Raw genomic sequence first — 24755 nt, forward strand, 5'->3', positions numbered from 1 at the left:
TTCGATCCCGGTCACCGGTGCCGGTAGACGATGCGACCGCGGGTCAGGTCGTAGGCGGAAACTTCGACAACCACCCGGTCCGAGGGAAGGATTCGGATGTAGTGCTGGCGCATCTTGCCACTGATGTGTGCAAGCACCTTGTGACCATTGGACAGCTCGACGCGGAACATCGCGTTGGGCAGTGCTTCGATCACAGTTCCCTCGAGCTCGAGGGCGCCTTCCTTCTTTGCCATCGTTTCCTAAACTGTTCCTGCTCGGAACTCCTGTTTGCGGACATGCGGTACCGACATGGGTAACCGACGGAAAATACTAGCCCGCGCCGCGGGACTTCCCCAAATCGGCTCCTTCTGGCCAGTACTGCCTGCAACGCCGTCTCCTGTCCCGGTATTCCCCCGCACCGACGAGCCGGGTCTCGCAACTGCGGTTACGGCCGGCGGGCTGCGGCGCCCGACAACGGGATAGCCTCGGCGCGTGGACGGAACCGAGGCCGACCTGCCGCTGGCCTACCGCTCGTTCGCCCGGCAGGCCGGCGGGTACTGCCCGGAGTACGAACGACTGGCGCTGGGCGTCGCCGACGATGCGGAGCTCCTCAGGCGCCTGAGCGACCTTCCGCAGTCCCAGCGACAACCCAATCTGCTGTTCGGCGTCACGCGGCTGCTGGGCGGCCCGGTCGAGAACTGGCCCGATTTCCGGAGCTGGGTGCTGGCGCACTGGTGGCAGGTCCACCGGGAATTGTTGCGCCGCTCGACCCAGACCAATGAGGCCGGCCGCTGCGCCACCTTGTTGCCCTACCTGCCGCTCGATCGGCCACTGGCGCTGCTGGAGCTCGGCTGCTCGGCCGGGCTCTGCCTGCACCCCGACCGGTACGGCTACCGCTACACCGGCACCGACCGGAGCACTGCGCCGGTGCTGCTGGCCGGCGAGCAGGAGCCCTTGTTGGACTGCCGGCTCGGTGTCGGCATCACGCCCCCTGCCGGGCTCCCCCAGATCGCCTGGCGCGCCGGCCTCGACCTCAACCCGCTCGACTTGAGACGGCCCGACAACCGTGCCTGGTTGCGGGCTCTGGTCTGGCCCGGCCAGCCGATCCGGGAGGCGCGACTCGATGCAGCCATGGCGGTCGCGACAGCCGATCCGCCGCGGCTGTTCACCGGAGATCTGGTCGACGACCTGCCGACACTGTTGGACGACGTACCTGCCGGGGTGACACCGGTGATCTTCCACAGCGCCGTGCTGGCCTACGTCACCGATCCGCAACTGCGGGCCCACTTCGTCGGTCAGGCCCTGTGGGCGGTCGAACACCGTGGTGCGGTGTGGATCGCCAACGAGGCACCGACGGTCCTCGGCCCTCAGCTGATTCCCGACCATGGCAGTCGGGCCCGTCTGCTCGACGCTGCCGAGGGTCGCTTCCTGCTCACCGTGAACGGCGAACCACGCGCCTGGGCAGGCCCCCACGGCCAGAGTCTCGACCGGTTGGATCACTGACCCGGCGAGTTCACCGTGGATCGATGATCAGAACCTCCGGCATCGGGACCAAGCTCGCCACCCTCTTGCGCGCGGCGGGCCGGGGCTCCGATCCGACCGACCGGGCCGTAACGGTTCAGCGTCCGCTGAGCTCGGTACCCAGTCCGGACAGCGCCTCGGCATCGGAGCCCTCGTCGTCGTTCACGATCACCAACATCACCCGGTCACCGTTCACCGCCACCACCTCCGACCACCGGTCACCACCGGCGTAGTCACGGTGTCCGCCGTACCATCCGTCACCGGTGGCCACCTCCTCGGCCGACGGCATGCCGTCACTGCTGGGACAGCTCTCCAGCACGTCGAGATAGGTCTTGTAGTAGTCCTCGGCCTCCTGCTCGCCGGCGAACTGCAACAACAAGCCATTGCCGGGCCGTCCCCGATCGTCGACATAGGTGGCGGCGAGAGCGAACTCGGGATCGGGCCATCCGCCGCCGGTGTTCGCCTCACAGGTCGGCACTGCCTCGTACCCGGCCTGGGTGCTCTCGACCTCATGGGTCCAGGTTCCGTTCGGGTTGTACTCGCTCTCTGCCGGCTCGCGGAACTGTGCCGAGAACCCGAGCACCTGCTGCGGCAGGTCCTCGGAGGTGAGCGGCCCGGCGGACACCGCGGCCGGTGTGGCCTCCCTCGGCGGCGCCTCCCGCGGGCTGGACTCCGGAGGCAGGGTCTCCCCCGGTGGCAGCGGCGCGACCGAGACCTCTCGCTCCGACGGCGAGGGCTCGACCGCCGCCGGCGGCGGCGACGCGGTGCAGCCCGCGGCCGTCGTCACAGCCAACCCCAGCAGCAGACGAGACGCCAGCGGCAAACCCGGCACACGCATCCGATCACCTCTCATCGCTCGAAGTGCTGCCAGTCACGACCGGTGGTCCACCGGCCACCCCAGAAGTAGCCACGGTCCTCCAGTGCATCGGTCAAAGGGCTGGAGCTGACCAACATCGCCGGATGGGTCACCTTCCGGTTCAACCCGGCATTGCCCACGTACTTGCGTCCGTTGCTGGGCAGCCAGCGCCCCTGGGAGTCGCGGAACGGGTTCTGCACCGTGTTCACGTCGATGGCGGTGCCGTAGGAGTGGGGTGACATCGACTGCGGGTTGCCGGTCACATGGCGGCAGTTGAAGGCCGAGGTGTTGTTGGCCGCCATCATCGGTTCGTCATCGGCGCGCCACTTGTCGGGATTGTCCATCCGGGCGATCGGGTAGCGGTTGTCCAATGCGATCTGGAAGGCATCGACGACCGCGCCGACGGTGTCCTCGCGGACGATGATCATCCCCCGTTTCAGATCACCGTCGAAATTGAGGTAGTTCATCTCGATGGTCCGCAACCGGCTGAGACCGACCGGGCAACCGCTCGACTTCATCGTGTACTTGACCTCGCTGCTGCGTGTCCGGTGCACCGACTCGTTCAGTCGGTACCGGGAGCGGGACTTGTCGCTCGACTTGGTCCAAACGATGCTGCCGTTCTGGAAGTTCTGCTCGCAGCTCGAACGGCCGCATTTCTCCATCCCGGTCGGGTAGGCAAGGTTGCCGTTCTCCGAGCCTTCCCGGGCCCAGAGCCGGGCGATCGAACCCCAAGTCGGCCACGCTCCCGATTTCTGGCTCCAGTGCATCGACCCGCCTTGGAACTTCTGGTAGCAGCCTCCGTTCCGCAGCCCGCACTTCTCGGCGCTGATCGGGTAGCCCAGACGCCCTCGTTCCCACTTCATCTTGCTCCACCGCGAGTACATCGAACCCCAGACCGGTTGCGCCCCCGACTTCTGGCTCCAGTAGATCGAGCCACCCTGGAACCGCTGATAGCAGCCACCATCGCGCAAACCGCACTTCTCAGAACCGGTCGGATAGCCCAGGCGGCCCCGTTCCCACTTCAGGTCACTCCACCGCGCATACATCGAACCCCAGATCGGATATGCCCCCGACTTCTGGCTCCAGTAGATCGAGCCACCCTGGAACCGCTGATAGCAGCCACCATCGCGCAAACCGCACTTCTCAGAGTCCGTCGGATAGCCGAGGCGCCCGTGCTCGGACTTCAGCTCGCGCCAGCGTGACTGGATCGAACCCCAGATCGGGTCTGCACCGGTCTTCTTGGTCCAATAGATCGAGCCACTCCGGAAACGTTGATAACAACCGCCGTCACGCAACCCGCAGATGGTCGATCCGACGCGGGCTCCCAACCGCCCCTTGTCCCCGCCCAGTCTGGCGTGGCGTTCCCGGATCGCCTTCTCCGCGGCAGATTCGGCCTCGGCCTTGCGGGCAGCTGTCGGAGCCGAGGCGGTTGGCGAGGCAGAGACCGAGGGTGTCTGCTCGGCCGTCGGCGACGAGGGGGTGCTGACGGGTACGGAGGCAGTGGCCGTCGCACTCGGGGTGGCCGACGACGGCGTACCTGCCGAGGTCGTCGCGCTCGGCACCGGGGTGGGCGACACCGATGGCGTGGGGCTGACGGGGGGCGACGGTGTCGGCGACGGCGCCGCCTGCGCCCAGCCCACCCCCATCACCAGAAAGCACATCGTCAGACCCGCTACCAGACTTCGCCGCATCGCGTACCTCGCTCCTGTCGTCCGGCGCATCCCCGCGCCGGTGACAGTATCGATGCCGGCTCGGCCCGAGAAGTTCGCCATTCGCTCCGAAATCTCGAAAACTGCCGCTTTCCGATGCCGCGGGCCGGGCGACAGCTCGGGTCACGAATCGACTGGTGAGGGCGACCTGGTGCTGTCCGGCGGGCAGACGCCACGAGCGGCCGCCACCCGGGACGACCGCTCGCTCGACGGACCATCATCTCCCTCACCGACACTCCTGCCAGTGCATGGATCAGTTGATCATTTGACCGCACCCATGGCCAGGCCGGCGACCAGGCGCTTCTGCGCGACCCAGCCGGCGATGATCACCGGGATGATGGCGATTGTGATCGCGGCGCTCAGCACCGCCAGGAACTGCCCGCGCCCGTCCACGAAGGACCCGAGGAAGGGCGGGGTGGTCATTGCCGTGACCGAGGTCAGCAACAGGGCCAGGAAGTACTCGTTCCAAGCGAAGATGAAGCAGATCAGCGCAGCCGCCGCCGCTCCGGGAGCGACGATCGGGAAGGCAATCCGCCACAGTTCCTTCCAGTAGCTGGCGCCGTCGACATGGGCCGCCTCGACGATCGCCGCCGGCACCTCGTCGAAGAACGAACGCATCATCCAGATCGCCAGCGGCAGGTTCATTCCGACGTAGAGCACCCCGAGCACGGTCAGGTTGTCCAGCAGGCCGAGCTCCCGCAGGAGCAGGAAGATCGGGATGATCACCGCGGCGAACGGCATGAACCGGGTGGAGATCACGAAGAACAGTGCATCGGTCCAGCGCCGCACCTTGCGTACCGACAAGGCATAGGCCGCGGGGATCGCCAGCGCCATCACCACCACGGTGGACAGCACCGCCACGGCGGCGGAGTTGAGCAGGTACAACCCCATTCCTCGCCGGAACACCTCGGCGTACTGCTCGAAGCTGAGCGGGGTGAAGATCAACGGCGTCGCCGACGCCGCCGCGGCCTCGGACTTGAAGGAGGTGAAGATCGTCCAGCCGACCGGGAAGAAGAAAAACAGCACCAGCAACCAGGTGAGCACGGTCAGCGCGAGACCACCGATCCTGAATCCGCCCTTGCGCCCGGTGCGGGCAGTCGAAGCAGACGACATCTCGTTGGTCCTGGTGGGTTCGGCGACAGCGGTCATCGGCCCTCCTCCTCGGTGAAGACACGGAAGACCTTCCGCAGCGCGAAGGTCGCAATGACGATGATCAGGACGACGGTGACCACACCGTAGGCGGCGGCTTCACCGACCTGCTGACCGATGAAGGCACGCTCGTAGAGCAGGTACGGCAGAGTCTTCGTACCACCGGCACCCTTGGTGATGATGTTCACCGGGTCGAACAACTGCAGCATCAGGATCGTGCCCAGCAGCACCGCCAGCTCTGCATAGGTACGCAGATGCGGCAGGGTCATGAAGAAGAACTTGCGGAACGCCCCGGCCCCGTCGACATCGGCGGCCTCCAGCACCTCCCGGTCCTGCGATTGCAGACCGGCGAGCAACAGCAACATGAAGAACGGCGTGTACTGCCAGATCATCACGATCATCACGCTGAACACCGGATGGTCGGTGTTCCATGCCACCGGGGGGATCCCGAACAGGCCGATGAACCAGTTGACGATGCCACCCTCGGAATTGAACAGCGACCACTTGAAAACCAACGAGGCCGCCGCCGGCATGACCAGGAACGGGGTGATCATCAGGGTTCGCGCCACCGGCCGACCGAAGAACTCGCGGTTCAGCAGCAGCGCCATCACCAGCCCGAGCAGCAGTGAGACGATCACCGATCCGCCGACGATCTTGATCGTCGCCCAGACCGACGGCAGGAAGTAGCCATTGGTGAAGACCGCGACGTAGTTGCTCAGCCCGGCGAAACCCCGGATGTCGGGCCGGGAGAGGTTCCATTGCTGCAAGGAGTAGTAGATCGTCACCAGGAACGGGATCTGGGTGATCAGGATCAACGCCACCAGCGAGGGGGCGAGCAGCTTGCGTGCGAATCGCCGCGAGGCCTCGACCTCGGTATGGCGGGACTCATTCGTCGACGGCCGGGAATCCGGCCGTTGATCAACCTCGGTCGCTGTCACTGTCCGGTCTCCTGTCGCTGCTGGGCGGCACCACGCTCGGCGATCCGTTGTGCCTCATCGAGTGCCTCAGCGGTGGTCTTCCGCCCGGCGAATGCATCGGCGAAGGCCTGCGTCGCCTGGTTGCCGACATCCTGGAACTCGGGGATGCTCACGTACTGCACACCGACCCACGGCTGCGGCAACACACCCGGATGGGCCGGATCGACCTCCGAGATCACCTGTTCGGTCAGCGGACCGTAGGCCGAACTCACCTCCTGGTACTCCGGCAGCTCGTAGGTGGATTCACGCGTACCCGGGGGCAGGTTGGACCATCCCTGTTCCTCGCCGACCAGTTGCAGGTACTCGGGGCTGGTCGCCCACTTCACGAACTCGGTTGCGGCCTCCTGCTTGGTCGAGGCGGCGTTCACGCCGAGGTTCCACGACCACAGCCATCCGGCCTGCTCGGTCTCGACCACCGGCGCCGGTACGTATCCGACCTCACCCTGGACCGGGGAATCGTCGGACTCCAACTGCCCGGCGGCCGAGGTGGCGTCGTACCACATGGCTGCCCCACCCTGACCGAAGAGGTTCAGGCACTCGGTGAATCCGTAGGAGACCGGATCGGCCTCACCGGCGTTGCGGACCAGATCGACGTAGAAATTGGTGGCCTCGGCGAAACCGCCGGTGTTCACCGTGGCATTCCACTCCATGTCGTACCACTGCCCACCGAAGGTGTTGACCATGGAGCCGAGCACGGCGCCGGTCTCACCCCAGCCGGGCTTGCCACGCATGCAGATGCCCGCCCGGCCCTCCTCGGGTGCGTTCGCCTGTTCGGCCAACTGGGCGACCTCGTCCCAGGTCGGGTTGTCCGGGATCTGCAGTCCGAGCTCTTCGAAGATGTCCTTGCGGTACATCAGGAACGACGACTCGCCGTAGAACGGTGCAGCGTAGAGGCGGTCCTCGTAGCTCGCCGCCTCCCGGATCGGACCGATCAGATCATCCAGGTCGTAATCGGGGTCACTTCCAAGATCATCGGTGAGGTCGCGAAGCCAGCCGTTCTGCCCCCAGATCGGCACCTCGTAGGAGCCGACGGTCATCACGTCGTACTGCCCGCCACCGGTCGCGACATCCTTGGTGATCGCCGCCCGGAGATCGTTCTCCTCCATGAACAACATGTTCACGCGGATGTCGGGGTGCGCAGCCTCGAAATCATCGATCAGCTCCGACATGTCCTGCATTTGGGAGTTGTTCACCGTGGCGACGGTGATCGTCGTGACACCGGCCTGCTCCCCCAGACGGCCGAAACCGGCACATCCGGAGGTGGTGAGCACGGCCCCGGCCAGAAGAACCGGGAAAACCTTCTTCATCTTCACATCCCGTCCACGGTCCACACGGGGGCCGTTCTCGTCCATGAGGGGACCGACTCTAGCGAAACAGGCTGTGTTGCGCGAGGGGGAACGAGCGTTGCGCGGTGCGAAACGGGGCTCCGGCTCTACAACGGCCGAAGATCACGTGGAGGCCGACCCGGGCTGCTGCGGGGACACGGGGATGCAGCGCTCACCGGGCCGACCTCCCACGCCAAGCCATTGCAGCAGCCGATGCTGCGAAACCCTTGTCCGAGAGCTGTGGGGGAACTGTGCACCTTCGCGAACGGCACACCGGTTGCGGACCACCCGAGAGCGACGGGCGCCGTCAGGATCAGGTGCCGTCAGGATCCGGGAATGACCCACCGGTGGCCAGGCACGACCCGTCCGGAGATCGATGTCAACCGGTGATCAGGGAACGACCCGTTCACCCAGACCGCCACGCTCCCGGTACATCTCCACCGATTCGCGCAGCGCCTTCAGCACATAGGAGGGGAAGTCCAGGCCCTTCACATTGGCGAACAACGCCGCCTTCTCCACCCGGGAGATCTCCCGGGCATAGGCCTCCATGTCATCGGCGAAGCCCAACCCGACCATCAGACCGCCGGCATCGGCGGCGTACTGCTTCTTCTGGTTGGTCCCGACGACTCCGTAGGAGTAGCGACGAAGCTGCCGGATCAGCCACAACTGCCACGGCTTCAACACCTCGTCCTGCACCATCAGCTCCGCCGACATCTTGTAGAAGGCGAAGTGGCCCGGCTCCTGGCGCTTGATCTGACCGATGATCGTGTCGGCGATCGCCTCCTCACCGAGGTGCTGCATCCCCTTGGTCATGGCGTTGTAGGCCAGCACCGCCTGCCGCTCGGTGGCCGCTCCGGTCAGGTAGTACATCATCCGGGCCACCTCCTGGATCGGCTCGATGTGGGCCAGTGCGCCGAGCATCTTCATGCTCATCTGCACCTCCAACATCGGCTCCGACGGCTGCAGACCGAGATCGGTCTGCAGCCGGTCCAGGATCAGCCCGTGCTGAATCTCCTGGGGCTGCCAGACGTCGGCGTAGAAGTAGCGGTCGACCTCGCTGACCTCGGGCAGCAGCACCAGCAGTTCCAACACATTGCGGTCGACCTCGAGCTCGACCCGGGCGAGGTAGTCCAAGATGTGCCCGTAGTCCCGGGCGACCAGTTCCGGTCGCTTCACCGTCCGATCCACGGTCTCCAACAGGATCGGCGGATGCTCATCGCCCAACTTGCTCACGTGGTCCATCAAAATCGTGTCGGTGATCCGGCGGCGTGCCATGCCACCGACTGTAGTCGACCTCCGACCGCGTCTTAGGGTTACCTCAGTCACAGCCGGCCCGACCTCGGCAGCGGGTCATTCGGACGGCGTTCGCGAGCAGAATCCGCCACTCGATGAGCGAATCGGCCGCCGACGGGCCGCTTGAGCGATCGAGTGGCAGAATCCGCTCAGGAATCGGATCGTCCGGGGCGCAGCGCGTCCAGCATCGGCTCCAGCTTCGCCTCGGTCTCGGTGTACTCCCACTCCGGATCGGCGCCGGCGACGATCCCGCCTGCCGCATACAGGCGCACCCCACCGGGTTCGAGCTGTCCGCAGCGCAGGGCCAGGCAGATCTCGGCATTGCCCTCACCGTCCAACCAGCCGACCGGCCCGGCGTAGCGGCCGCGATCGCGGAACTCCAGTTCCTCGATCAAGGCCACCGCGGGTTGCTGCGGCACGCCGGCCACCGCTGGTGTCGGGTGCAAACGGTCGACCAGCGCCAGCGGACTGACGGCCGGGTCGAGGACCCGTCCGGCGATGTCGGTGGCCAGATGCCACAGGTTCGGCAGTTCCAACAGGTGCGGTTCGGGATGCACTTCGTCCAGGACCGCCACCTCACCGAGGGAGGTCAACACCGGATCGGCCGCCAGCCGGTGTTCGCTCACCCGACGCTCGTCGCTGACCAGCACCCCCGGCTCCCGGGCGGTACCGGCCAGCACCCGGGTCCGGAACCGCTCCCCGGTGCGAGCCAGCAGCAGTTCAGGGGTGGCCCCGAGCAGGCCGTCGACAGCGAAGGTCCAGACATCGGGATAGGCCGCGGCCAGCGCCTCCAGCGCCCGACCACAGACCTCGGGGTCGGCGGGGACGAACTCGTCTCGACCCACCACCACCTTGCGTACCCGGTCACGTTCGATCGCGGCCAGCGCCCGCTCGACCAGCAGGCGATGCTGCGCCCTGGTGGGAGTGGAGCCCGGAGCCGTCATCGACGGCTGCTCCCCCAACCGCAGTTGCGGATCCGCAGCCAGCAGCTGCGCCGCAAGCTCCGAGGGGACGGACTGTTCGAGTTCGACCTGGTCACGCCGCAGAAGAGCCGGGAGCCGCAGCACACTCGGCAAGGCCGAAGTGTCGTCGAAGGCCGCACTGACGAAGGCCGTGGGTGAGTACGGCAGCGCGGACAACAGCGCCTGCCAGACGCGATCCATCCGCCGCAGCCGGTCCGTCCCGGTGAACGCGAAACGCCAGCCACCGGACCCGGTGATCGGTTCACCCCCGCGCTGCCAGTGCAGCAACTGGGCGAACGGAGGACTCACACCTCGATCATTCCACGTCGGCGCACCGGGGCGCGAAACCACGAGTTCGCCCCGATCGCGCTGTTACCGTTGATCGGTGTTCTGCGGAATTGATCTTGGCAGGTCCGGATGCCGACTGGCCGTCGTCGATGACCGCCCGCTGGTCGTGAGCAGCGAAGGCGGCGCCTCGTTGATCGACGCGGTCGACTCCGAGGGTGCACACAGTGAAGTGGTGACCGCGGCACTGCAGGCAATCCTCACCGCCCGCGACCAGTTGCCCGCCGAACGGCGCCATCCGGCCGGATCGCTCGTCTGCGGTGTCGCGGGGGCCGGTGCCGAACCGGAGCTGGCGGCCGAACTCGCCACCCGCCTGCAGGCTGAGCTTCCCGGAACCACCGTCCAGGTGACGAGCGATCTGGTGATCACCCATGCCGGGGCACTGGGTGGCCGCAGCGGCAGCGTGGCCAATGTCGGCACCGGGGCCGAGGTGATCGCCCTGTCGCCCGGTGGTGAGCTGCGACAGCTCGGCAACTGGGGCCCCTGGCTCGGTGACGACGGTTCCGGCGCCTGGCTCGGCCGCGAAGCACTCCGCCGGGTGCTGGCGTCCCGGGAGGCCGACTACGACCTCGGGCCGCTGGTCGGCGCAGCCACCGAACGCTACGGAGACCTGGACCGCTTGCACCAGACCCTGGCCACCAGCGGTACGCCGGCACGCAGCACGGCGGCCTTCGCCGGTGATGTCCTGCGCCTGGCCGAGGACGGAGAACCCGGGGCCCTGGAGGTGACCCGGTCCGCCGCCGACGCCCTGGCCTCGGTCCTGCAACGGTCCGGTCCCGGACCGTATGCGATCACCGGCGGCCTGTCCGGCCATCAGGTCTATCTGGACGAGATCGCCGGGGCACTCGGCCAGCCGGTCACGAATGCCGAGGGTACGGCGCTGGACGGCGCCCTGCTGCTGGCCGGCGGGACCACCACCGCTCCACACCTGGGGCTGCTGATCGGCGCCGCGACCCGCACCCCGCCCGAGTCCGCGACTTCCTGAGCTCCTACCTGCCGTTCGCCGTACCTGCCGTCGGAGTTGGTTCGGCGTGGGCACCGGAGCAGGATGGAGGTGCCCCCGCTCGGAGGCGATGACCAGGAGCCGACAATGCCCCACAGCAGTACCCAGCAGTCCGCCGCCGACGAGCACGGACCGCTGCCCCGCGGCATCAACCACATCGGACTGACCGTTCCCGATCTGGACCTCGCCACCCGTTTCCTTGCCGAGGCCTTCGGCGCCAAGGTCGCCTATGACGGTCTCACCCTGGACGATGAGGCACGCAGCGGGGCCGAGACCGAACGGCAGCTGGGTCTGCCGCAGGGCGCCCGGATCATCCGCCAGAGGATGATCCAGATCGGGGTCGGACCGAGCCTGGAGGTGTTCGAGATCGAGGTCGACGACCGCCATCCCGCCGCCCGGCTCTCCGACCTCGGCTGGAACCACATCTCGCTGCTGGTCGACGACATCGAAGGGGTGCTCGCACGCGCCGTCGCCGCCGGCGGGCAGGCCCTGTCCGAGGTCCACGACAACTCCCGGCATGAGGACACTCCGGGCAATGGCAGTGTCTACGTCCGGCCGCCGTGGGGCGGGCTGATCGAATTGCAGACCCTGCCGAACGGCCACTGGTACGGACCCGACTCCGAGTCCGAGGTCTGGTCACCGCCGCAGCGCTGAGCGTTCAGAGTACGGCGAGGAAGATCACCCCGAGGATCACCAACAGGACCACGGCCGCGGCCAGCACGGCGAAGAGGACCAGCCCGAAACGGCGCCCGTCGGTGGGTTGACCCACCTCGCCGGGCCGGCCGGTCTGTTTGACGATCTCCGGCTCCTCGAAGGTGGCCAGTGGCGCCAGGCCGCTGACCACCGGGACCAGTTCACCCAAGGTGGAGGCGCCGTAGAGTGTGTCCAGCCGGTGCTGGTAGTCGTCGGCGTCGAGTTCGCCCCGGGTGAAGGCGTCGTTCAGCTGCCGACCGAGCCGCTCGCGCTCCTCGGTGTCCACCGGTTTGGCCGGTGTGCTCCGGTACTTGCTCGAGATCGGCAGGTCTGCGCTCATGGACCAAGCCTAACCAGCGGCCGGGTTTCGCGTATCGGGTGCGCTTGCGGGCAACGGGAAAACCCGTTGCCCGGCCGCGGCACAACCGGCAGGCTCCACGGATGGACACCCGCGCAGACGACGACCAGCAGGCCGAGGTCCCCGGCCGAACCGGTTCCGCCGCGATCCCCCCGGCCGGTTACGCCATCGCCGAACTGGATCCGACCGACCGGGCGGGATTGGCGGAGGTGGTCGCCCTGGAGGCTGCGGGGTGGTTCGAGGTGCTGGGCACCGACGACCTGGCCGTCGACCTCGACGTCTGGGCCTCCAACCTGACACCGACCCCCTATCGCGAACGAACCGTGCTGATCGCCCGCCACCTCACGACCGGCCGGATCGACGGGTACGTCATGTGCTCCCTGCGTCTGCGTGAGGACACCGACCTGCTCGACTTCGAACTGCAGGTCCGCAGTGAATGCCGTCGACGCGGCATCGGCCGGGCCTTGTTGGCTGCGGCGCAGGAGTTCGGCGCGCGCTCCGGACGTACCCGGGCGATGACCTACTGCACCCAGCGGGAGGCCGCGCCGGGCGATCCCGAGGCACTGATCCCGGCCACCGGTTCCGGCCGGGTGCCGGCCGACAGCGCAAGCACCCGGTTCGCCCTCGCAACCGGTCATCGGCTGGAGCAGACCGAACGGCACTCGGTGCTGGACCTGCCGGTGGACATCGAGGGTCTGTGGTCCACGCTCGGGGAGCGCACCGCCGGTTACCGGTTCCGGACCTGGACCCGGTTCACCCCCGAGGACCTGCTCGAGCCGCTGGCAGCGCTGCGCAGTCAGATGAGTGTCGACGTACCGACCGGTGAGTTGCCGAGGGAACGGGAGATCTGGGACGCCGAACGGGTACGCCGCGCCGACCAGCGGGTGGCCGACTCCGGCTCGGTGGTGCTGTTCACCGTCGCCGAGCGGATCGCCGACGGCGAGCTGGCCGCCTACACCGTGCTCGAACAACTCCCGTCCCGTCCCCAGGTCGCCCACCAGGGCGACACCTTCGTGCTGGCCTCCCATCGCGGCCACGGGCTCGGCCTGGCGGTCAAACTGGTCAACCATCAGGCAGCGGTCGCCGCGTTCGACCGGCTGCAGCGGGTGCACACCTGGAATGCGGAGGAGAACCGGTGGATGCTGGAGATCAACCAGTCACTGGGCTACCGCCCGCTCGCCGTGGAAAGCGTCTGGGCCAGGCAGTTCTGAGCCACGGTCCGATCCGTGACCGATCACGGATCGGGGTCTGGAAGAATCGGCGACGATGAACCGTACCCATGCACCGGCCGGCCGCGACCAGTTCGGCGGCATCCTCACCGTGACGCCGAATCCGGCCCTCGACATCACCTATCAGGTACGCCTGGTTCCCGGTGAGGTGCACCGGGTCGAGCCACCGCGACGGCGTGCCGGCGGCAAGGGGTTCAACGTGGCCCGGGTGGTGGCGGCGAACCAGCACCGGGCGGTGGCCGTGGCCCCGGTCGGGCAGGCACAGATCGCGGCCTTCGCCGAGGAACTGCGCAAGGCCGGAGTGGGAGCCGAACTGGTCGCGGTGGCCGCCGACACCCGCAACTCGATCGCCCTGGTCGATGCCGACGCCGATCAGGTCACGGTGCTGAACGAACCGGGGAGCGCGCCGACGACGGCCGAGGCCGAGGAACTCGACCTGCGGGTACGCGACTGCATCGCCCGGTACGCACCGGCCGTGGTGGTCATCGCCGGCAGCCTTCCGCCGGGCACCGATTCGTCATTGTTCGCCCAGTTCACCCGCTACGCCCACGATGCCGGTGCGCCGTGCATCATCGACACCTCCGGCAGCGCCCTGCTCGACGCGGTACGCGCGGGCGCGGACCTGATCAAGCCGAACGCCGAGGAAGCGATGCAGGCGACCGATGCCACCGATCACCTGACGGCCGCCACCGCACTGCTGCAGCTGTCCCCCAATCCCCGGGCCCGGGCGCTGATCTCCCGCGGCCCGGACGGGATCTCCTTGTTCACCAAGGGATCCGAGGTCGTCACCACCGCCCGCCCCGGGGAACGACTGAGCGGCAATCCCACCGGTGCCGGGGATGCCGCCGTGGCCGCGGCCGCGGTCGGTCTGGCCGACGGCCTCGATGATCATGCCCTGGTCCGGCTCGCCGTGCAGTGGTCGTCGGCGGCGGTGCTCGCCCCGCTCGCCGGAGACCTCGGCCCACTCGCCGAACCGGAATCGATCACCGTCAGCACCGAAACCCTTCCGCACAAGATCATCTGATCTGCGCCGACCGATCTCAGCCAGGAGTTCCCATGCCCATTCGTCCCACACTGGAACTGATCGATGCCGCAGCCCGGCAGAACGTGGGCATCGGCGCCTTCAACGTGATCCACCTCGAGTCGGCCGAGGCATTGGTCGCGGGGGCCGAGGATGCCGGGCTGCCGGTGATCCTGCAGATCTCGGAGAACTGCGTGAAGTACCATGGCGGACAGTTGACCCCGATCCTCGCCGCCACCTCCGAGATCGCCCGGCAGGCCGCTGTCGACGTGGCACTCCATCTTGATCATGCCGAGGACGAGTCCTTGGCAATCGCCGGGATCGAGGGCGGTTTCGGTTCGGTGATGTACGACGGTTCCCGACTCCCCCATGAGGCCAACCTGGCGACCACCCAGCGGGTGGTGGCCCTGGCCCATGAGCGCGGGGTGAGCGTGGAGGCCGAACTCGGTGAGGTCGCGGGCAAGGACCTGCCGGGACGCAGCGCCCATGAGCCGGGGGTGCTCACCGACCCCGAACAGGCCCGCGTATTCGTCGCCGAGACCGGGGTCGACGCCCTGGCGGTGGCTGTCGGGTCGCGCCACGCGATGACCGAACGCAATGCGGTACTGGACCTGGAGCTGATCACCCGCCTACGCGATGCGGCCGGCGTACCGCTGGTGCTGCACGGCTCCTCCGGCGTGGACGACGCGACCCTGGTCGCGGCGATCGCAGCCGGGATGACCAAGATCAATGTCTCCACCCACCTGAACCAGGTCTTCACCTCCTCGATCCGCCGGAGCCTGAGCGAGGATCCGGGCCTGGTCGACTCCCGCAAATACCTGGGTCCGGCACGTATCGCCATGGCTGCCGAGACCGCCCGGTTGCTCCGGTTGTTCCGCGGGGCCTGAGGGGCCGTTCGCCGTACTCCCGCCGGTGTCGGCCACGGTGGCCCGGAGTACCGTGGTCGGGTAGCAGTCGATCAATCGGAGGATCAATGACAACGCCGGCAGCGGTCAGCAAGCTCAACACCAATCTGTTCATCGACGGGCAGTGGGTGCCTGCTCGCAGCGGCGCCACCTTCGATGTCGTCAACCCGGCCACCGAGGAAGTGTTGGCCGTCGTCGCCGACGGCGCCGCGGCCGATGCGACCGCAGCCCTGGACGCGGCCGTGGCGGTACAGGCCGAGTGGGCGGCCACAGCCCCCCGCGAACGCGGCGAGATCCTGCGGCGCGCCTTCGAATTGATCACCGAGCGGACCGACGAGATCGCTTCGATCATGACCGCCGAGATGGGCAAACCGCTGGCCGAGGCCAAGGGTGAGGTCGCCTACGGTGCGGAGTTCTTCCGCTGGTTCTCCGAGGAGGCGGTACGGATCAGCGGCGATCAGCTGCTGGCCCCCGACGGCAAGACCCGCTACTTCGTGCAGCGGCAACCGGTGGGCCCCTGCGTCTTGGTGACCCCCTGGAACTTCCCGCTGGCGATGGGTACGCGGAAGATCGGCCCGGCCGTCGCCGCCGGCTGCACGATGGTCTTCAAGCCCGCCGAACTGACCCCGCTGACCTCACTGGCCCTGGTGGAGATCCTGGCCGAGGCCGGACTGCCCGACGGGGTGCTGAACGTGGTGAACACCACCGATCCGGGGGACGTGGTCACCGCCTGGATGACCGATCCGCGGGCCCGAAAGGTGAGCTTCACCGGATCCACCCCGGTGGGCAAGCAGCTGTTGAAGCAGGCCGCGGACAATGTCATGCGGACCTCCATGGAACTGGGCGGCAATGCGCCGTTCCTGGTCTTCGACGATGCCGATCTGGATGTGGCGATCGGCGGCGCGATGGCGGCCAAGATGCGGAACATGGGCGAGGCCTGTGTCGCGGCCAACCGGATCTACGTGCAGTCGGGGGTGGCTGAGGAGTTCAGCAACCGGCTGGCCGAGAAGATGAGGGCACTGACCGTCGGCGACGGAGCCACCGAAGGCGTCGGTGTCGGCCCGCTGATCGAGCAGAAGGCACTGGACAAGGTGGTGCAGCTGGTCGATGACGCCGTGGAGCGTGGCGCCGAGGTGAAGGTGGGCGGTGACCGACCCGAGGGGGACGGCTTCTTCTACAACCCGACGGTGTTGTCGAATGTGAGCAGCGAATCCGACCTGATGAGCACCGAAATCTTCGGTCCGGTGGCGGCGGTGGTCCCGTTCGACACCGAGGAGGAGGCCATCGCGCTGGCCAATGCCACCCCCTTCGGCCTGGCCGGCTACCTGTTCACCACCGACCTGAACCGTGCGTTCCGGGTCAGCGACGCCATGGAGGTGGGCATGGTCGGCCTGAACACCGGCATCGTCTCCAACCCGGCGGCCCCGTTCGGCGGGATCAAGCAATCCGGTCTCGGCCGCGAGGGGGGCAGCGAGGGCATCGATGAGTTCCTCGAGGTGAAACTGATCGCAATGCCGCAGCCCTGAGCCGTCGTCCCTCGCGCCTCGGTGGCGTGATCAGTCCCGCGGGGGTGCCGGCAGCACCATCGGGGATCCGGTCAACGGATCCGGCAGCACCCGGCAGCGCAGACCGAAGACCAGGATGGGGGTCTCCTGGGCCAGCGCCATGGCGATCCAGACCCGTTGACGCTGGCCCCCGGACAACTCGTCCAGGCGCCGGTCGACCAGGTCGGTCATCCCGGTCCGGGCCAGGGCGGAGATCACCGCACTCTGGTCCTCCTCCGACCACTGCCGCAACAGGCTCTGATGCGGGAAGCGACCTCGGGCGACCAGTCCGCCGACGGTGATTCCTTCCGGCGCCTGCGCCCCCTGGGGCAGCAGACCCATGCGACGGGCGAGTTCCTTCGAGGGCAGCTGGTGGATCTCGGATCCGTCGAGCAGGATCCGGCCGCTGCTCGGCCGGATCAAGCGGGAGAGCGCCCGCAGCAGGGTCGACTTGCCACAGGCGTTCGGCCCCAGGATGACGGTGAACTCACCTTCGGTGATCCCGACGTCCAGTCCGACGCTGACGGTCCGACTGTCATAGGCCAGGGTGACCGCGTCGGCGACCAGGAAGGGCTCCGCGCCGTCAACTGCCAAGGCTGGTCTTCAGCCGGTTCAGGACCACCCTGGCAGCCGTCGTTCCCGCGTTCAGGAAGAACGGGTCGTCATCGACCTGGATCGCGTGCTGCTCCTCCACCGCGACCAGGGTCGGCCACAGTGGCATGTCGGTCAGCTCGGCCGCATCGCCTCCCCGCACCCCGTAGAAGATCCAGCTCGCATCGGCCAGGTCCGAGTTCCTCCGGACTTATGTCGACCGAGGTCTCCTCGGTGTCACGCTGGCTCTCCGGTCGGGCCACCCCGACGTCCTCGGCGATCGAACCGGGGAAGGAGGCGATCTGGAAGATCCGCAGCCGGTCACCGTTCAGCCGGGTGAAGGACACCGTCGTGGCCGGGTCGACAGTCTGGCCGAAGGTGGCCGCCTCGGTCTCGAAGTCGCTCAACCAGGTTTCTGCCTGCTCCCGCTTGCCCAGCGCATCGGCGACCAGCAGCATGTCGGGCTTCCAGTTGATTCCGGCGCCCTCGGTGGAGATCGTGGGCGCGATCTGGCTCAGCGCCTCATAGGTCTGCTCCTTGTTGTCACCCCGTGAGTTCATCAGGATCAGGTCGGGCTCGAGCGCCCCGATCGCCTCGATGTTCGGTTCGGTACGCTGACCGACCGGACTGATCGCGGCCAACTCCTCGGCCAGCTCGGGGAAGCTCTCCGGCAGGTACGACGGGACCGCCTCGGCCCCGTCACCCGCGGCGGCGCCGACCGGGACCACGCCTAGGGTGACCGAGACGTCCAGCTGACCGGTGGCGATCACCACCACCCGTTGCGGTTGCGCCGGGATCTCGGTCTCACCGGCGAAGTGGACGACCGTCCGGGGGAACTCACCGTCGGCGGCATCACTGCCCTTGCCCTCGGCCATCGTGTTCGGGGCGACCTTCTCCGTGGCCGGCGCCGAACTCACCGGATCCACACTCGGCTCTCCTTCGGATCCGGCGGCGCTGCAGCCGCTGAACGCCAGGAGCAAACTGACCAGGACCGCGGTGCCGGCACCGAAAACTGCACGCTGGTTCATGCGCGTAAGGTTAGGGTTACCTTGTGGTGCTGCTCAACACATGGCCGCGTGATCTTGGCCGCAGTTCCCTGCAGTGGGGCCGGATCGGCGTTTCGCTGATCGTCTGCACCCTGACTCTGGGGCTGTTGACCCTGGCGAGCCTGGCGATCGGTGCCCGCGAGCTCAGCCTCGCCGAGGTGTGGCAGGCGGTCTTCGCCCCCGGTGGCGCCGAGACCCGGGCCGGCATCATCATCCGCGAACTCCGTCTCCCCCGTACCCTGCTCGGCCTGCTGGTCGGTGTCGCACTGGGCATCGCCGGTGTGGTGATGCAGGTGATCACCCGCAACCCGTTGGCCGAGCCCGGACTGCTCGGGGTCAATGCCGGCGCCTCACTGGCGGTCGTCCTCGGGATCGCGGTCTTCGGCGTGACCGATGCCTCGGGTTGGCTCTGGTTCGCCCTGTTCGGCGCCGGGCTGGCGGCGTTGGTGGTGAACTGGCTCGGCATGCGCAATGCCGGTACCGAGGTGACCCATCTGGTGCTGGCCGGGGTCGCACTGTCGGCCAGTATGTCGGCCGTGGTCGGGGTGATCACCATGTTTCGCAGTGACGCCTTCGACACCTATCGGTTCTGGATGGTCGGCGCCCTCTCCGGCGCCGATCTGCCGACCGTACTCGGGCTCGCCCCGGCGGTGACCGTGGCCGTGGTCGGCGCCCTGTTGCTGGCCGGACATTTCAACGCGATGGCATTGGGTGACGAGGTCGGCAGTGGCCTGGGGGTTCGGGTGACCCGGGTACGCCTGCTCGGCCTGTTGTTGATCACGATTCTCTGTGGCTGCGCGGTCGCCGCTGCCGGGCCGATCGGTTTCGTCGGCCTGGTCGTCCCGCACACCGTCCGCCTGCTGGTCGGAGTCGATCAGCGGGCGGTACTGGCACTGTCGCTGCTGGTCGGACCGATCCTGGTGCTGGCCGCCGACATCATCGGTCGGGTGGTGGTCCGCCCCGGTGAGCTGGAGGTCGGCATCGTCACCGCCTTCATCGGCGCACCGGTGCTGCTCTTCCTGATCCTGCGGGCGCGGAGCCGGGTATGAATCGAATCGACCCGCTCCCCGACTTCTCGCTCGCCCGGCTGCCCGGGCGTTGCAGTCTCCTGCTGCATCGCCGAACCCTGGTCGTCTGCTCGGTACTCGTCGCCGCGGTGGCGATGCTGATGCTGCTCACCATCGGTACCGGTGCCTACCGATCAGCCCGTCGGAACTGCTCACGATCCTGCTCGGCGGTGGGGAACCGACGGCGCGATTCTTCGTGCTGGAGCAACGCGCACCCCGCGCCGTCGCGGCGGTCGTGGTGGGGATCTGTCTGGCCCTGGCCGGGGCGATCTTCCAAACCCTGTCCAACAACCCGCTGGGCAGCCCCGACATCATCGGTTTCACCACCGGAGCGGCCACCGGTGGTCTGGTGATGATCCTGGTGGCGGGGGCCTCGGTGCCCGGCGGGGTGGCCACCGGCGCCACCCTCGGTGGGCTCGCCACGGCCCTGCTGGTCTGGTCGCTGAGTGTCGGCCGTGGCCTGGCCGGGGAACGGTTGATCCTGGTTGGGATCGCCGTCGGGGCGATGCTCTCCTCGATCAACGACTACCTGCTGACCCGGGCCGATCTGGAGTCCGCCGAGGCGGCCCGGGCCTGGCAGTTCGGCAGCCTGAATGCGGTGGGCTGGGGCCAACTGAGCGGACCGGTGGTGATCGTCGGGCTGCCACTGCTCGTGCTCTGGCTGTGGTCGCCGTCGCTGCGCGCACTGGAGACCGGGGACGACCTCGCCGCCGCCCTGGGGGTACGGGTGACTCGCGACCGTACGATGCTGCTGGCCACCGGTGTGCTGTTCACCGCGATCGGCGTGGCCATCGGTGGGCCGATCGGTTTCGTCGCCCTGGCGGCACCGCAGATCGCCCGGCGGTTGACCGCCTCACCGGGAATCTCCCTGCTCGGGAGCGCGGCCCTCGGCGCTGCCCTGCTCGGCTCGGCGGACCTGCTGGCAGCGCGGATCCTCAGTCCCTTCCAGATCCCGGTGGGCCTGGCGACCTCCGCGGTCGGCGGCCTCTATCTGGTCTGGCTGCTCAGTCGCCGACGTCGCTGACTGGGCGGTCCGGTACGCGGCTCACTGCCTGCTGACCGATTCCCGGACCTGCTCCAGCGTCGCCGCCGAGGACTCCGGGCCGAAGGTGACCACCACCGCCAGACTCTCCGGATCACCGCTGTCCAGCACGTTCACGTCGAACACGGTCCGCACACCGGCCTGGTCGATCGCGAAGGTCCGCTGCCAGCCGTCGAGGCCACCGAGGGTGATCGACCCCGAGTCGATCGGTTCGGGCTGCAACCCCTCGCCCGCATAGGGGCCGTAGTCGACGATGCAGGTGATCACCTGATCGCTCGCTTCCTCGGGTGCGTCGAAACCGTTGTAACCGGCCAGGCCTCCCAGGACCATCCCCTCGACCTCCTCACCGTCGAGCGTCCTGCCCCAGGCGGCCTGATCGTCGAGGAAGACCCACAGGGATTTGTCGAACCGGAACCCCCAGTCCTCGGGGACATCGACCGAGACACCGGCCGCGCTGTAACTGCTCTGCTGAGCGTCGGCGGAGCGTCCATTACCACCGAGGCAGTTCAGTTCGCCCCCGCCGGGCGCGGGTCCGGTCTCGGTGCCGCCGGTCTCGGTGGTCGGCACCGGTGGCAGCGGTTCGGTCGGTTCGATCGGTTCGTCACCGCCACCGAAGACCTGGGTGACGACCAGGGCGACCACCAAGGTGAGCGCCACTGCCGCTGCGGCGAGCAGCATCACCGGCACCAGTGAACGCTTCGGCCCGGTCGCGGGCTGCCACGGCACCTCGGCGGGTTGACCACTTCCCGGTTGCCCGCCCAGCGGGTGATCGCTTCCCGGGTGGCCGGCCGCCGGGCCGGTGGCACCGGGAGGTCCCGAAGGTGCTGGTGGCGGTACCGACGGGTCGGTGCTCACCTCGTGGGACCACTGGTGCCCGTCCCAGTACCGGAACTGTCCGCTGCTGCCGCTCGGATCGTGATACCAGCCGGGCATGCTCATCGAAGCGTGGTTCCTTTCGGTTGGTCGGTACGCGCCGCCGGGCGCCCCCACAGGCTACGGGTCCACCGGCTCGCCCAGCTGCAAACCGTCGGGAGCTCTGGCGACCTGACGCGATGCCGAAGTCGCCATAACTTCCGACAATTTGCGGTACGGAGGAGGCGGCGCTCCTCAGTCGGAGAGCGGACCGAACGGCAACCCGTGCTTGGCCAACAGCTCCTCGCCGCCGTCCTCGGCGGTGAGCACCCACAGCCCGTGCTCGGTGACGGTGATGGTGTGCTCCCAGTGGGCGGCCCAGGAGCCGTCGACGGTGACCATGGTCCATTCGTCGTCCAGGGTCGCGGTCTGCGAGCTGCCCAGGGTGAGCATGGGTTCGACGGCCAGGGCCAGACCCTCGGTGATCCGCGGCCCACGACCCGGACGCCCCTCATTGGGTACGTCGGGTTCCATGTGCATCGCCGAGCCGATCCCGTGACCGACCAGGCCCTCGGCGATCCCGTAGTCCCCCTGGGCGGTGACGAACTCTTCGATCGCGGCACTGATGTCGGTCACCCGCCCACCGAGACGGGCCGCTCCGATACCGGACCAGAGGGCGTCATGGGTGACCTGGGACAGCTTCACCGCCGCTGGATCACCCGGCTCCCCGACGAAGACGCTGCGGGCGGCGTCACCGTGCCAGCCCTCGACGATCGCCCCGCAGTCGATGGACACCAGATCCCCGGTCTGCAGCACCCGGTCCCCCGGGATGCCGTGCACCACCTCGTCGTTCACCGAGACGCAGATGACCCCGGGGAAACCGCCCTCGCCGTTGATGTCGGCGCCGTAGTCGAGGAAGGACGGTTCGGCACCGGCGGAGGCGATCACCTCGGCGGCGACCGCGTCCAGTTCGCAGGTGGTGATACCGGCTCGTACCTCGGCGCTGGTCGCGGCCAGTGCCTGGGCGACCACCTGTCCGGCACGACGCATCAACCGGAGCTGGTCCGGGGTCTTCAGCTCCGGACGACGGGATCCGAACACTGTCGCTCAGCCGCGCTCGTCCAGGGCCGAGGCGATCCGTTGACCCACCTCGTCGACCGAGCCGAGACCGTTCACGCGTACCAGCTGGCCACGCTTGGCGTAGACGTCCAGCAGCGGCGCGGTCTCCTTCACATAGGTCTCCTGGCGCACCCGGATGGCCTCCTCGGTGTCATCGGCGCGGCCCTCGATCTCGGCCCGCTTGGCCAACCGCGCCACCACCTCGTCGGTATCGGCCTCCAGACAGATCACCGCGTCCAAGGACTGTCCGAGACCCTCCAGCACAGAGTCGAGGGCCTCGACCTGGGCGAGGGTACGGGGGTAGCCGTCGAGCAGGAAACCGTTGGCCGCATCGCCCTCGGCCAGCCGGTCGGCCACGATCTGATTGGTGATGTCGTCGCCGACGTACCCACCGGACTTCATGATCCGATCCACCTCGAGCCCCAGCGGCGTCTTGTTCTTGACGTTGGCCCGGAAGATGTCTCCGGTGGAGATGGCGGGGATGCCGTACCTCTCGGCGATGCCCTTGGCCTGGGTTCCCTTGCCCGCCCCGGGCGGCCCCATGATCAGCAGACGCATCCGTGCGCCCTCCCTTCCGTGGGTGTGGCTTCGAGCCTCACCAGTCTGTGGACGGTCCGACTCTAGCGTCTGCCCGCCGTTACGGTCCCCTCCGGTCGGGCGGATCCCGCAGGAAAGTACTACCGAGTGTCGCAGATCACCTGTGGCGCCGGGGCGTACCGATCAGCGCAGGAATCCCTCGTAGTTGCGCTGCTGCAGCCGGCTCTCGATCTGCTGCACCGTGTTCAGGCCGACACCGACGATGATCAGCAGCGAGGTGCCGCCGAAGGGGAAGTTCTGGTTCGCCCCGGGCAGGAAGGCGAAGGCGATCGTCGGCAACAGGGCGATCAGGCCCAGGTAGAGCGAGCCGGGCGTGGTCAGCCGGTTCAGCACATGGGCCAGATAGCGCGCGGTCGGGTTGCCGGCCCGGATGCCGGGGATGAAGCCGCCGTACTTCTTCATGTTGTCGGCCACCTCGTCGGGGTTGAAGGTGATCGAGACGTAGAAGAACGCGAAGGCGATGATCAGCAGGAAGAACGTCACCATGTAGACCGGGTGGTTGCCCTGCACCAGGTTGTTCTGGATCCAGCTGGAGACCGGGCTCTCGGGATCGAACTGGCTGTAGAGCACCGGGATGTACATCATCGAGGAGGCGAAGATCACCGGGATCACACCGGCCTGGTTGACCTTGATCGGGATGTAGGTCGAGCTGCCGCCGAAGACCCGGGTACCGACGGTCTTCTTCGCATAGTGCACCGGGATCCGGCGCTGGGCCAGCTCGATGTAGAGGACTGCCGACATGACCAGCAGACCGACGGCGATGACCAGGAAGAAGGTGACCCATCCGGCCTGGCCCGGCTGGGCCTGCTTGATGCCCCACAGGGCGCCGGGGAAGGTGGCCGCGACCTGGGTGAAGATGAGGATCGACATGCCGTTGCCGATGCCCTTCTCGGTGATCAGCTCGCCGAGCCACATCACCACACCGGTGCCGGCGGTCATGGTCAGCACCATCACCACGATCGGGAACAGCGAGGTGTCGTAGACCAGTCCGTCACAGCCGGGGAAGAGCTGGCCGGAGACGGCCAGAGAGACGAAGGCGGTGGAGTTCAGCACCGCCAGGACGATCGTCAGGTAGCGGGTGTACTGGGTGATCTGCGCCTGACCGGAGGCGCCTTCCTTCTTGATCGCCTCCAGCCGCGGGATCACCACGGTCATCAACTGCAGGATGATCGAGGCGGTGATGTAGGGCATGATGCCGAGCGCGAAGATGGACAACTGCAGCAGTGCGCCGCCGGAGAAGAGGTTGATCAGCGAGTAGATCTGCTGGCCGCCGTCGCCGCCGATGCCACCGGTCATACCGAGCTGTCGGCACTCGTTGACCCGCTGGGCGTTCACATTGGGTGACGGCAGGACCGACCCCAGACGGAAGATGGCGACAATGCCGAGCGTGAACAGGATCTTCATCCGAAGTTCGGGTGACCTGAACGCGTTCCCGAAGGCTGATAGCACCGAGCCCTCTCCTCGTAAATCCGTCGTTGTCGGACGCCGCTCGCACGGCGCCACCGCATGTACGCATACGGCAACCACGAGAGACTATCAACCGATTCTCAGTTGCCGTAATCCTGCTCCGGG

At 67.7% G+C, this 24755-nt stretch carries 24 protein-coding genes; 9 read left to right on the forward strand and 15 right to left on the reverse strand.

Annotated elements, in window-relative coordinates:
• Nucleotides 1-11 precede the first annotated feature (11 nt).
• Nucleotides 12-233, reverse strand: coding sequence for a translation initiation factor IF-1 (gene infA / locus CLV29_RS09585; RefSeq protein WP_133754666.1), 222 nt, complete (start codon nucleotides 231-233; stop codon nucleotides 12-14).
• Nucleotides 234-471: 238 nt separating this feature from the next.
• Between infA and CLV29_RS09590 the strand changes: the two genes are divergently transcribed.
• Nucleotides 472-1482: a DUF2332 domain-containing protein gene (locus CLV29_RS09590; protein ID WP_133754667.1), complete on the forward strand. Its 1011-nt coding sequence runs from the start codon at nucleotides 472-474 to the stop codon at nucleotides 1480-1482.
• Between the two features lie 115 nt (nucleotides 1483-1597).
• Here the strand turns inward: CLV29_RS09590 and CLV29_RS09595 are convergent, their stop codons facing one another.
• The 7 genes from CLV29_RS09595 to CLV29_RS09625 all read right to left on the reverse strand — a co-directional run bounded on the left by CLV29_RS09595 (nucleotide 1598) and on the right by CLV29_RS09625 (nucleotide 10080).
• Entirely contained in the window at nucleotides 1598-2338 is a 741-nt protein-coding gene (locus tag CLV29_RS09595) for a hypothetical protein (protein WP_133754668.1), read from the reverse strand.
• An 11-nt stretch (nucleotides 2339-2349) separates the two neighbouring features.
• A complete protein-coding gene (locus CLV29_RS09600; protein WP_133754669.1) occupies nucleotides 2350-3918 on the reverse strand; it encodes a M15 family metallopeptidase in 1569 nt (522 codons plus the stop codon).
• Between the two features lie 408 nt (nucleotides 3919-4326).
• Nucleotides 4327-5214: a carbohydrate ABC transporter permease gene (locus CLV29_RS09605; protein ID WP_133754670.1), complete on the reverse strand. Its 888-nt coding sequence runs from the start codon at nucleotides 5212-5214 to the stop codon at nucleotides 4327-4329.
• Nucleotides 5211-6152 (reverse strand): carbohydrate ABC transporter permease, encoded by a 942-nt coding sequence (locus CLV29_RS09610; RefSeq protein ID WP_133754671.1) that lies wholly within the window; start codon nucleotides 6150-6152, stop codon nucleotides 5211-5213. The genes CLV29_RS09605 and CLV29_RS09610 overlap by 4 nt, the downstream gene beginning before the upstream one ends.
• Nucleotides 6149-7498: an ABC transporter substrate-binding protein gene (locus tag CLV29_RS09615; protein WP_133754672.1), complete on the reverse strand. Its 1350-nt coding sequence runs from the start codon at nucleotides 7496-7498 to the stop codon at nucleotides 6149-6151. The genes CLV29_RS09610 and CLV29_RS09615 overlap by 4 nt, the downstream gene beginning before the upstream one ends.
• 408 nt (nucleotides 7499-7906) lie before the next feature.
• Nucleotides 7907-8791 carry a GTP-binding protein LepA gene (locus CLV29_RS09620; RefSeq protein ID WP_133754673.1) on the reverse strand — a complete coding sequence of 295 codons (885 nt, stop codon included), beginning with the start codon at nucleotides 8789-8791 and terminating at the stop codon, nucleotides 7907-7909.
• A 167-nt stretch (nucleotides 8792-8958) separates the two neighbouring features.
• A complete protein-coding gene (locus CLV29_RS09625; protein ID WP_133754674.1) occupies nucleotides 8959-10080 on the reverse strand; it encodes an isochorismate synthase in 1122 nt (373 codons plus the stop codon).
• Nucleotides 10081-10156: 76 nt separating this feature from the next.
• On the opposite strand from CLV29_RS09625, the gene CLV29_RS09630 reads away from it, so the two are divergent.
• Together CLV29_RS09630 and CLV29_RS09635 are read left to right on the forward strand one after the other, a co-directional pair.
• Nucleotides 10157-11101: a glucosamine kinase nucleotide-binding domain-containing protein gene (locus CLV29_RS09630; protein ID WP_133754675.1), complete on the forward strand. Its 945-nt coding sequence runs from the start codon at nucleotides 10157-10159 to the stop codon at nucleotides 11099-11101.
• A gap of 105 nt (nucleotides 11102-11206) precedes the next feature.
• On the forward strand, nucleotides 11207-11773 hold the full coding sequence (locus CLV29_RS09635) for a VOC family protein (RefSeq protein WP_133754676.1): 567 nt from the start codon (nucleotides 11207-11209) through the stop codon (nucleotides 11771-11773).
• Between the two features lie 4 nt (nucleotides 11774-11777).
• On the opposite strand, the gene CLV29_RS09640 is transcribed toward CLV29_RS09635, so the two are convergent.
• Nucleotides 11778-12152 carry a DUF1707 SHOCT-like domain-containing protein gene (locus tag CLV29_RS09640; protein ID WP_133754677.1) on the reverse strand — a complete coding sequence of 125 codons (375 nt, stop codon included), beginning with the start codon at nucleotides 12150-12152 and terminating at the stop codon, nucleotides 11778-11780.
• 101 nt (nucleotides 12153-12253) lie between these two features.
• Here CLV29_RS09640 and CLV29_RS09645 point away from each other — a divergent pair, with 101 nt between their 5' ends.
• From CLV29_RS09645 to CLV29_RS09660, 4 genes are all read left to right on the forward strand, one after another.
• Entirely contained in the window at nucleotides 12254-13381 is a 1128-nt protein-coding gene (locus CLV29_RS09645; protein ID WP_133754678.1) for a GNAT family N-acetyltransferase, read from the forward strand.
• Nucleotides 13382-13436: 55 nt separating this feature from the next.
• Nucleotides 13437-14423 (forward strand): 1-phosphofructokinase family hexose kinase, encoded by a 987-nt coding sequence (locus CLV29_RS09650; protein ID WP_133754679.1) that lies wholly within the window; start codon nucleotides 13437-13439, stop codon nucleotides 14421-14423.
• Nucleotides 14424-14455: 32 nt separating this feature from the next.
• On the forward strand, nucleotides 14456-15307 hold the full coding sequence (locus CLV29_RS09655; RefSeq protein WP_133754680.1) for a class II fructose-bisphosphate aldolase: 852 nt from the start codon (nucleotides 14456-14458) through the stop codon (nucleotides 15305-15307).
• Between the two features lie 86 nt (nucleotides 15308-15393).
• Nucleotides 15394-16851 carry an NAD-dependent succinate-semialdehyde dehydrogenase gene (locus CLV29_RS09660; RefSeq protein WP_133754681.1) on the forward strand — a complete coding sequence of 486 codons (1458 nt, stop codon included), beginning with the start codon at nucleotides 15394-15396 and terminating at the stop codon, nucleotides 16849-16851.
• Nucleotides 16852-16881: 30 nt separating this feature from the next.
• Here CLV29_RS09660 and CLV29_RS09665 read toward each other — a convergent pair whose 3' ends face one another.
• Nucleotides 16882-17463 carry an ABC transporter ATP-binding protein gene (locus tag CLV29_RS09665; protein ID WP_133754682.1) on the reverse strand — a complete coding sequence of 194 codons (582 nt, stop codon included), beginning with the start codon at nucleotides 17461-17463 and terminating at the stop codon, nucleotides 16882-16884.
• A 68-nt stretch (nucleotides 17464-17531) separates the two neighbouring features.
• Complete coding sequence (locus CLV29_RS09670) at nucleotides 17532-18488, reverse strand: ABC transporter substrate-binding protein (RefSeq protein WP_208292825.1); 957 nt, start codon at nucleotides 18486-18488, stop codon at nucleotides 17532-17534.
• Between the two features lie 26 nt (nucleotides 18489-18514).
• Here CLV29_RS09670 and CLV29_RS09675 point away from each other — a divergent pair, with 26 nt between their 5' ends.
• Both CLV29_RS09675 and CLV29_RS09680 read left to right on the forward strand, forming a co-directional pair.
• Nucleotides 18515-19555, forward strand: coding sequence for a FecCD family ABC transporter permease (locus tag CLV29_RS09675; protein WP_208292826.1), 1041 nt, complete (start codon nucleotides 18515-18517; stop codon nucleotides 19553-19555).
• Between the two features lie 49 nt (nucleotides 19556-19604).
• Nucleotides 19605-20597 (forward strand): FecCD family ABC transporter permease, encoded by a 993-nt coding sequence (locus tag CLV29_RS09680; protein WP_208292827.1) that lies wholly within the window; start codon nucleotides 19605-19607, stop codon nucleotides 20595-20597.
• A gap of 21 nt (nucleotides 20598-20618) precedes the next feature.
• Here the strand turns inward: CLV29_RS09680 and CLV29_RS09685 are convergent, their stop codons facing one another.
• The 4 genes from CLV29_RS09685 to secY all read right to left on the reverse strand — a co-directional run bounded on the left by CLV29_RS09685 (nucleotide 20619) and on the right by secY (nucleotide 24632).
• Nucleotides 20619-21554, reverse strand: coding sequence for a DUF2510 domain-containing protein (locus CLV29_RS09685; RefSeq protein WP_133754684.1), 936 nt, complete (start codon nucleotides 21552-21554; stop codon nucleotides 20619-20621).
• A 168-nt stretch (nucleotides 21555-21722) separates the two neighbouring features.
• Nucleotides 21723-22568 carry a type I methionyl aminopeptidase gene (gene map, locus CLV29_RS09690; RefSeq protein ID WP_133754685.1) on the reverse strand — a complete coding sequence of 282 codons (846 nt, stop codon included), beginning with the start codon at nucleotides 22566-22568 and terminating at the stop codon, nucleotides 21723-21725.
• A gap of 6 nt (nucleotides 22569-22574) precedes the next feature.
• On the reverse strand, nucleotides 22575-23144 hold the full coding sequence (locus CLV29_RS09695) for an adenylate kinase (protein ID WP_208292828.1): 570 nt from the start codon (nucleotides 23142-23144) through the stop codon (nucleotides 22575-22577).
• Between the two features lie 162 nt (nucleotides 23145-23306).
• Entirely contained in the window at nucleotides 23307-24632 is a 1326-nt protein-coding gene (gene secY, locus CLV29_RS09700; protein ID WP_133754686.1) for a preprotein translocase subunit SecY, read from the reverse strand.
• Nucleotides 24633-24755: the final 123 nt, after the last annotated feature.

Origin of the sequence: Naumannella halotolerans (assembly GCF_004364645.1) — a bacterium.
GTDB classification, from domain to species: domain Bacteria; phylum Actinomycetota; class Actinomycetes; order Propionibacteriales; family Propionibacteriaceae; genus Naumannella; species Naumannella halotolerans.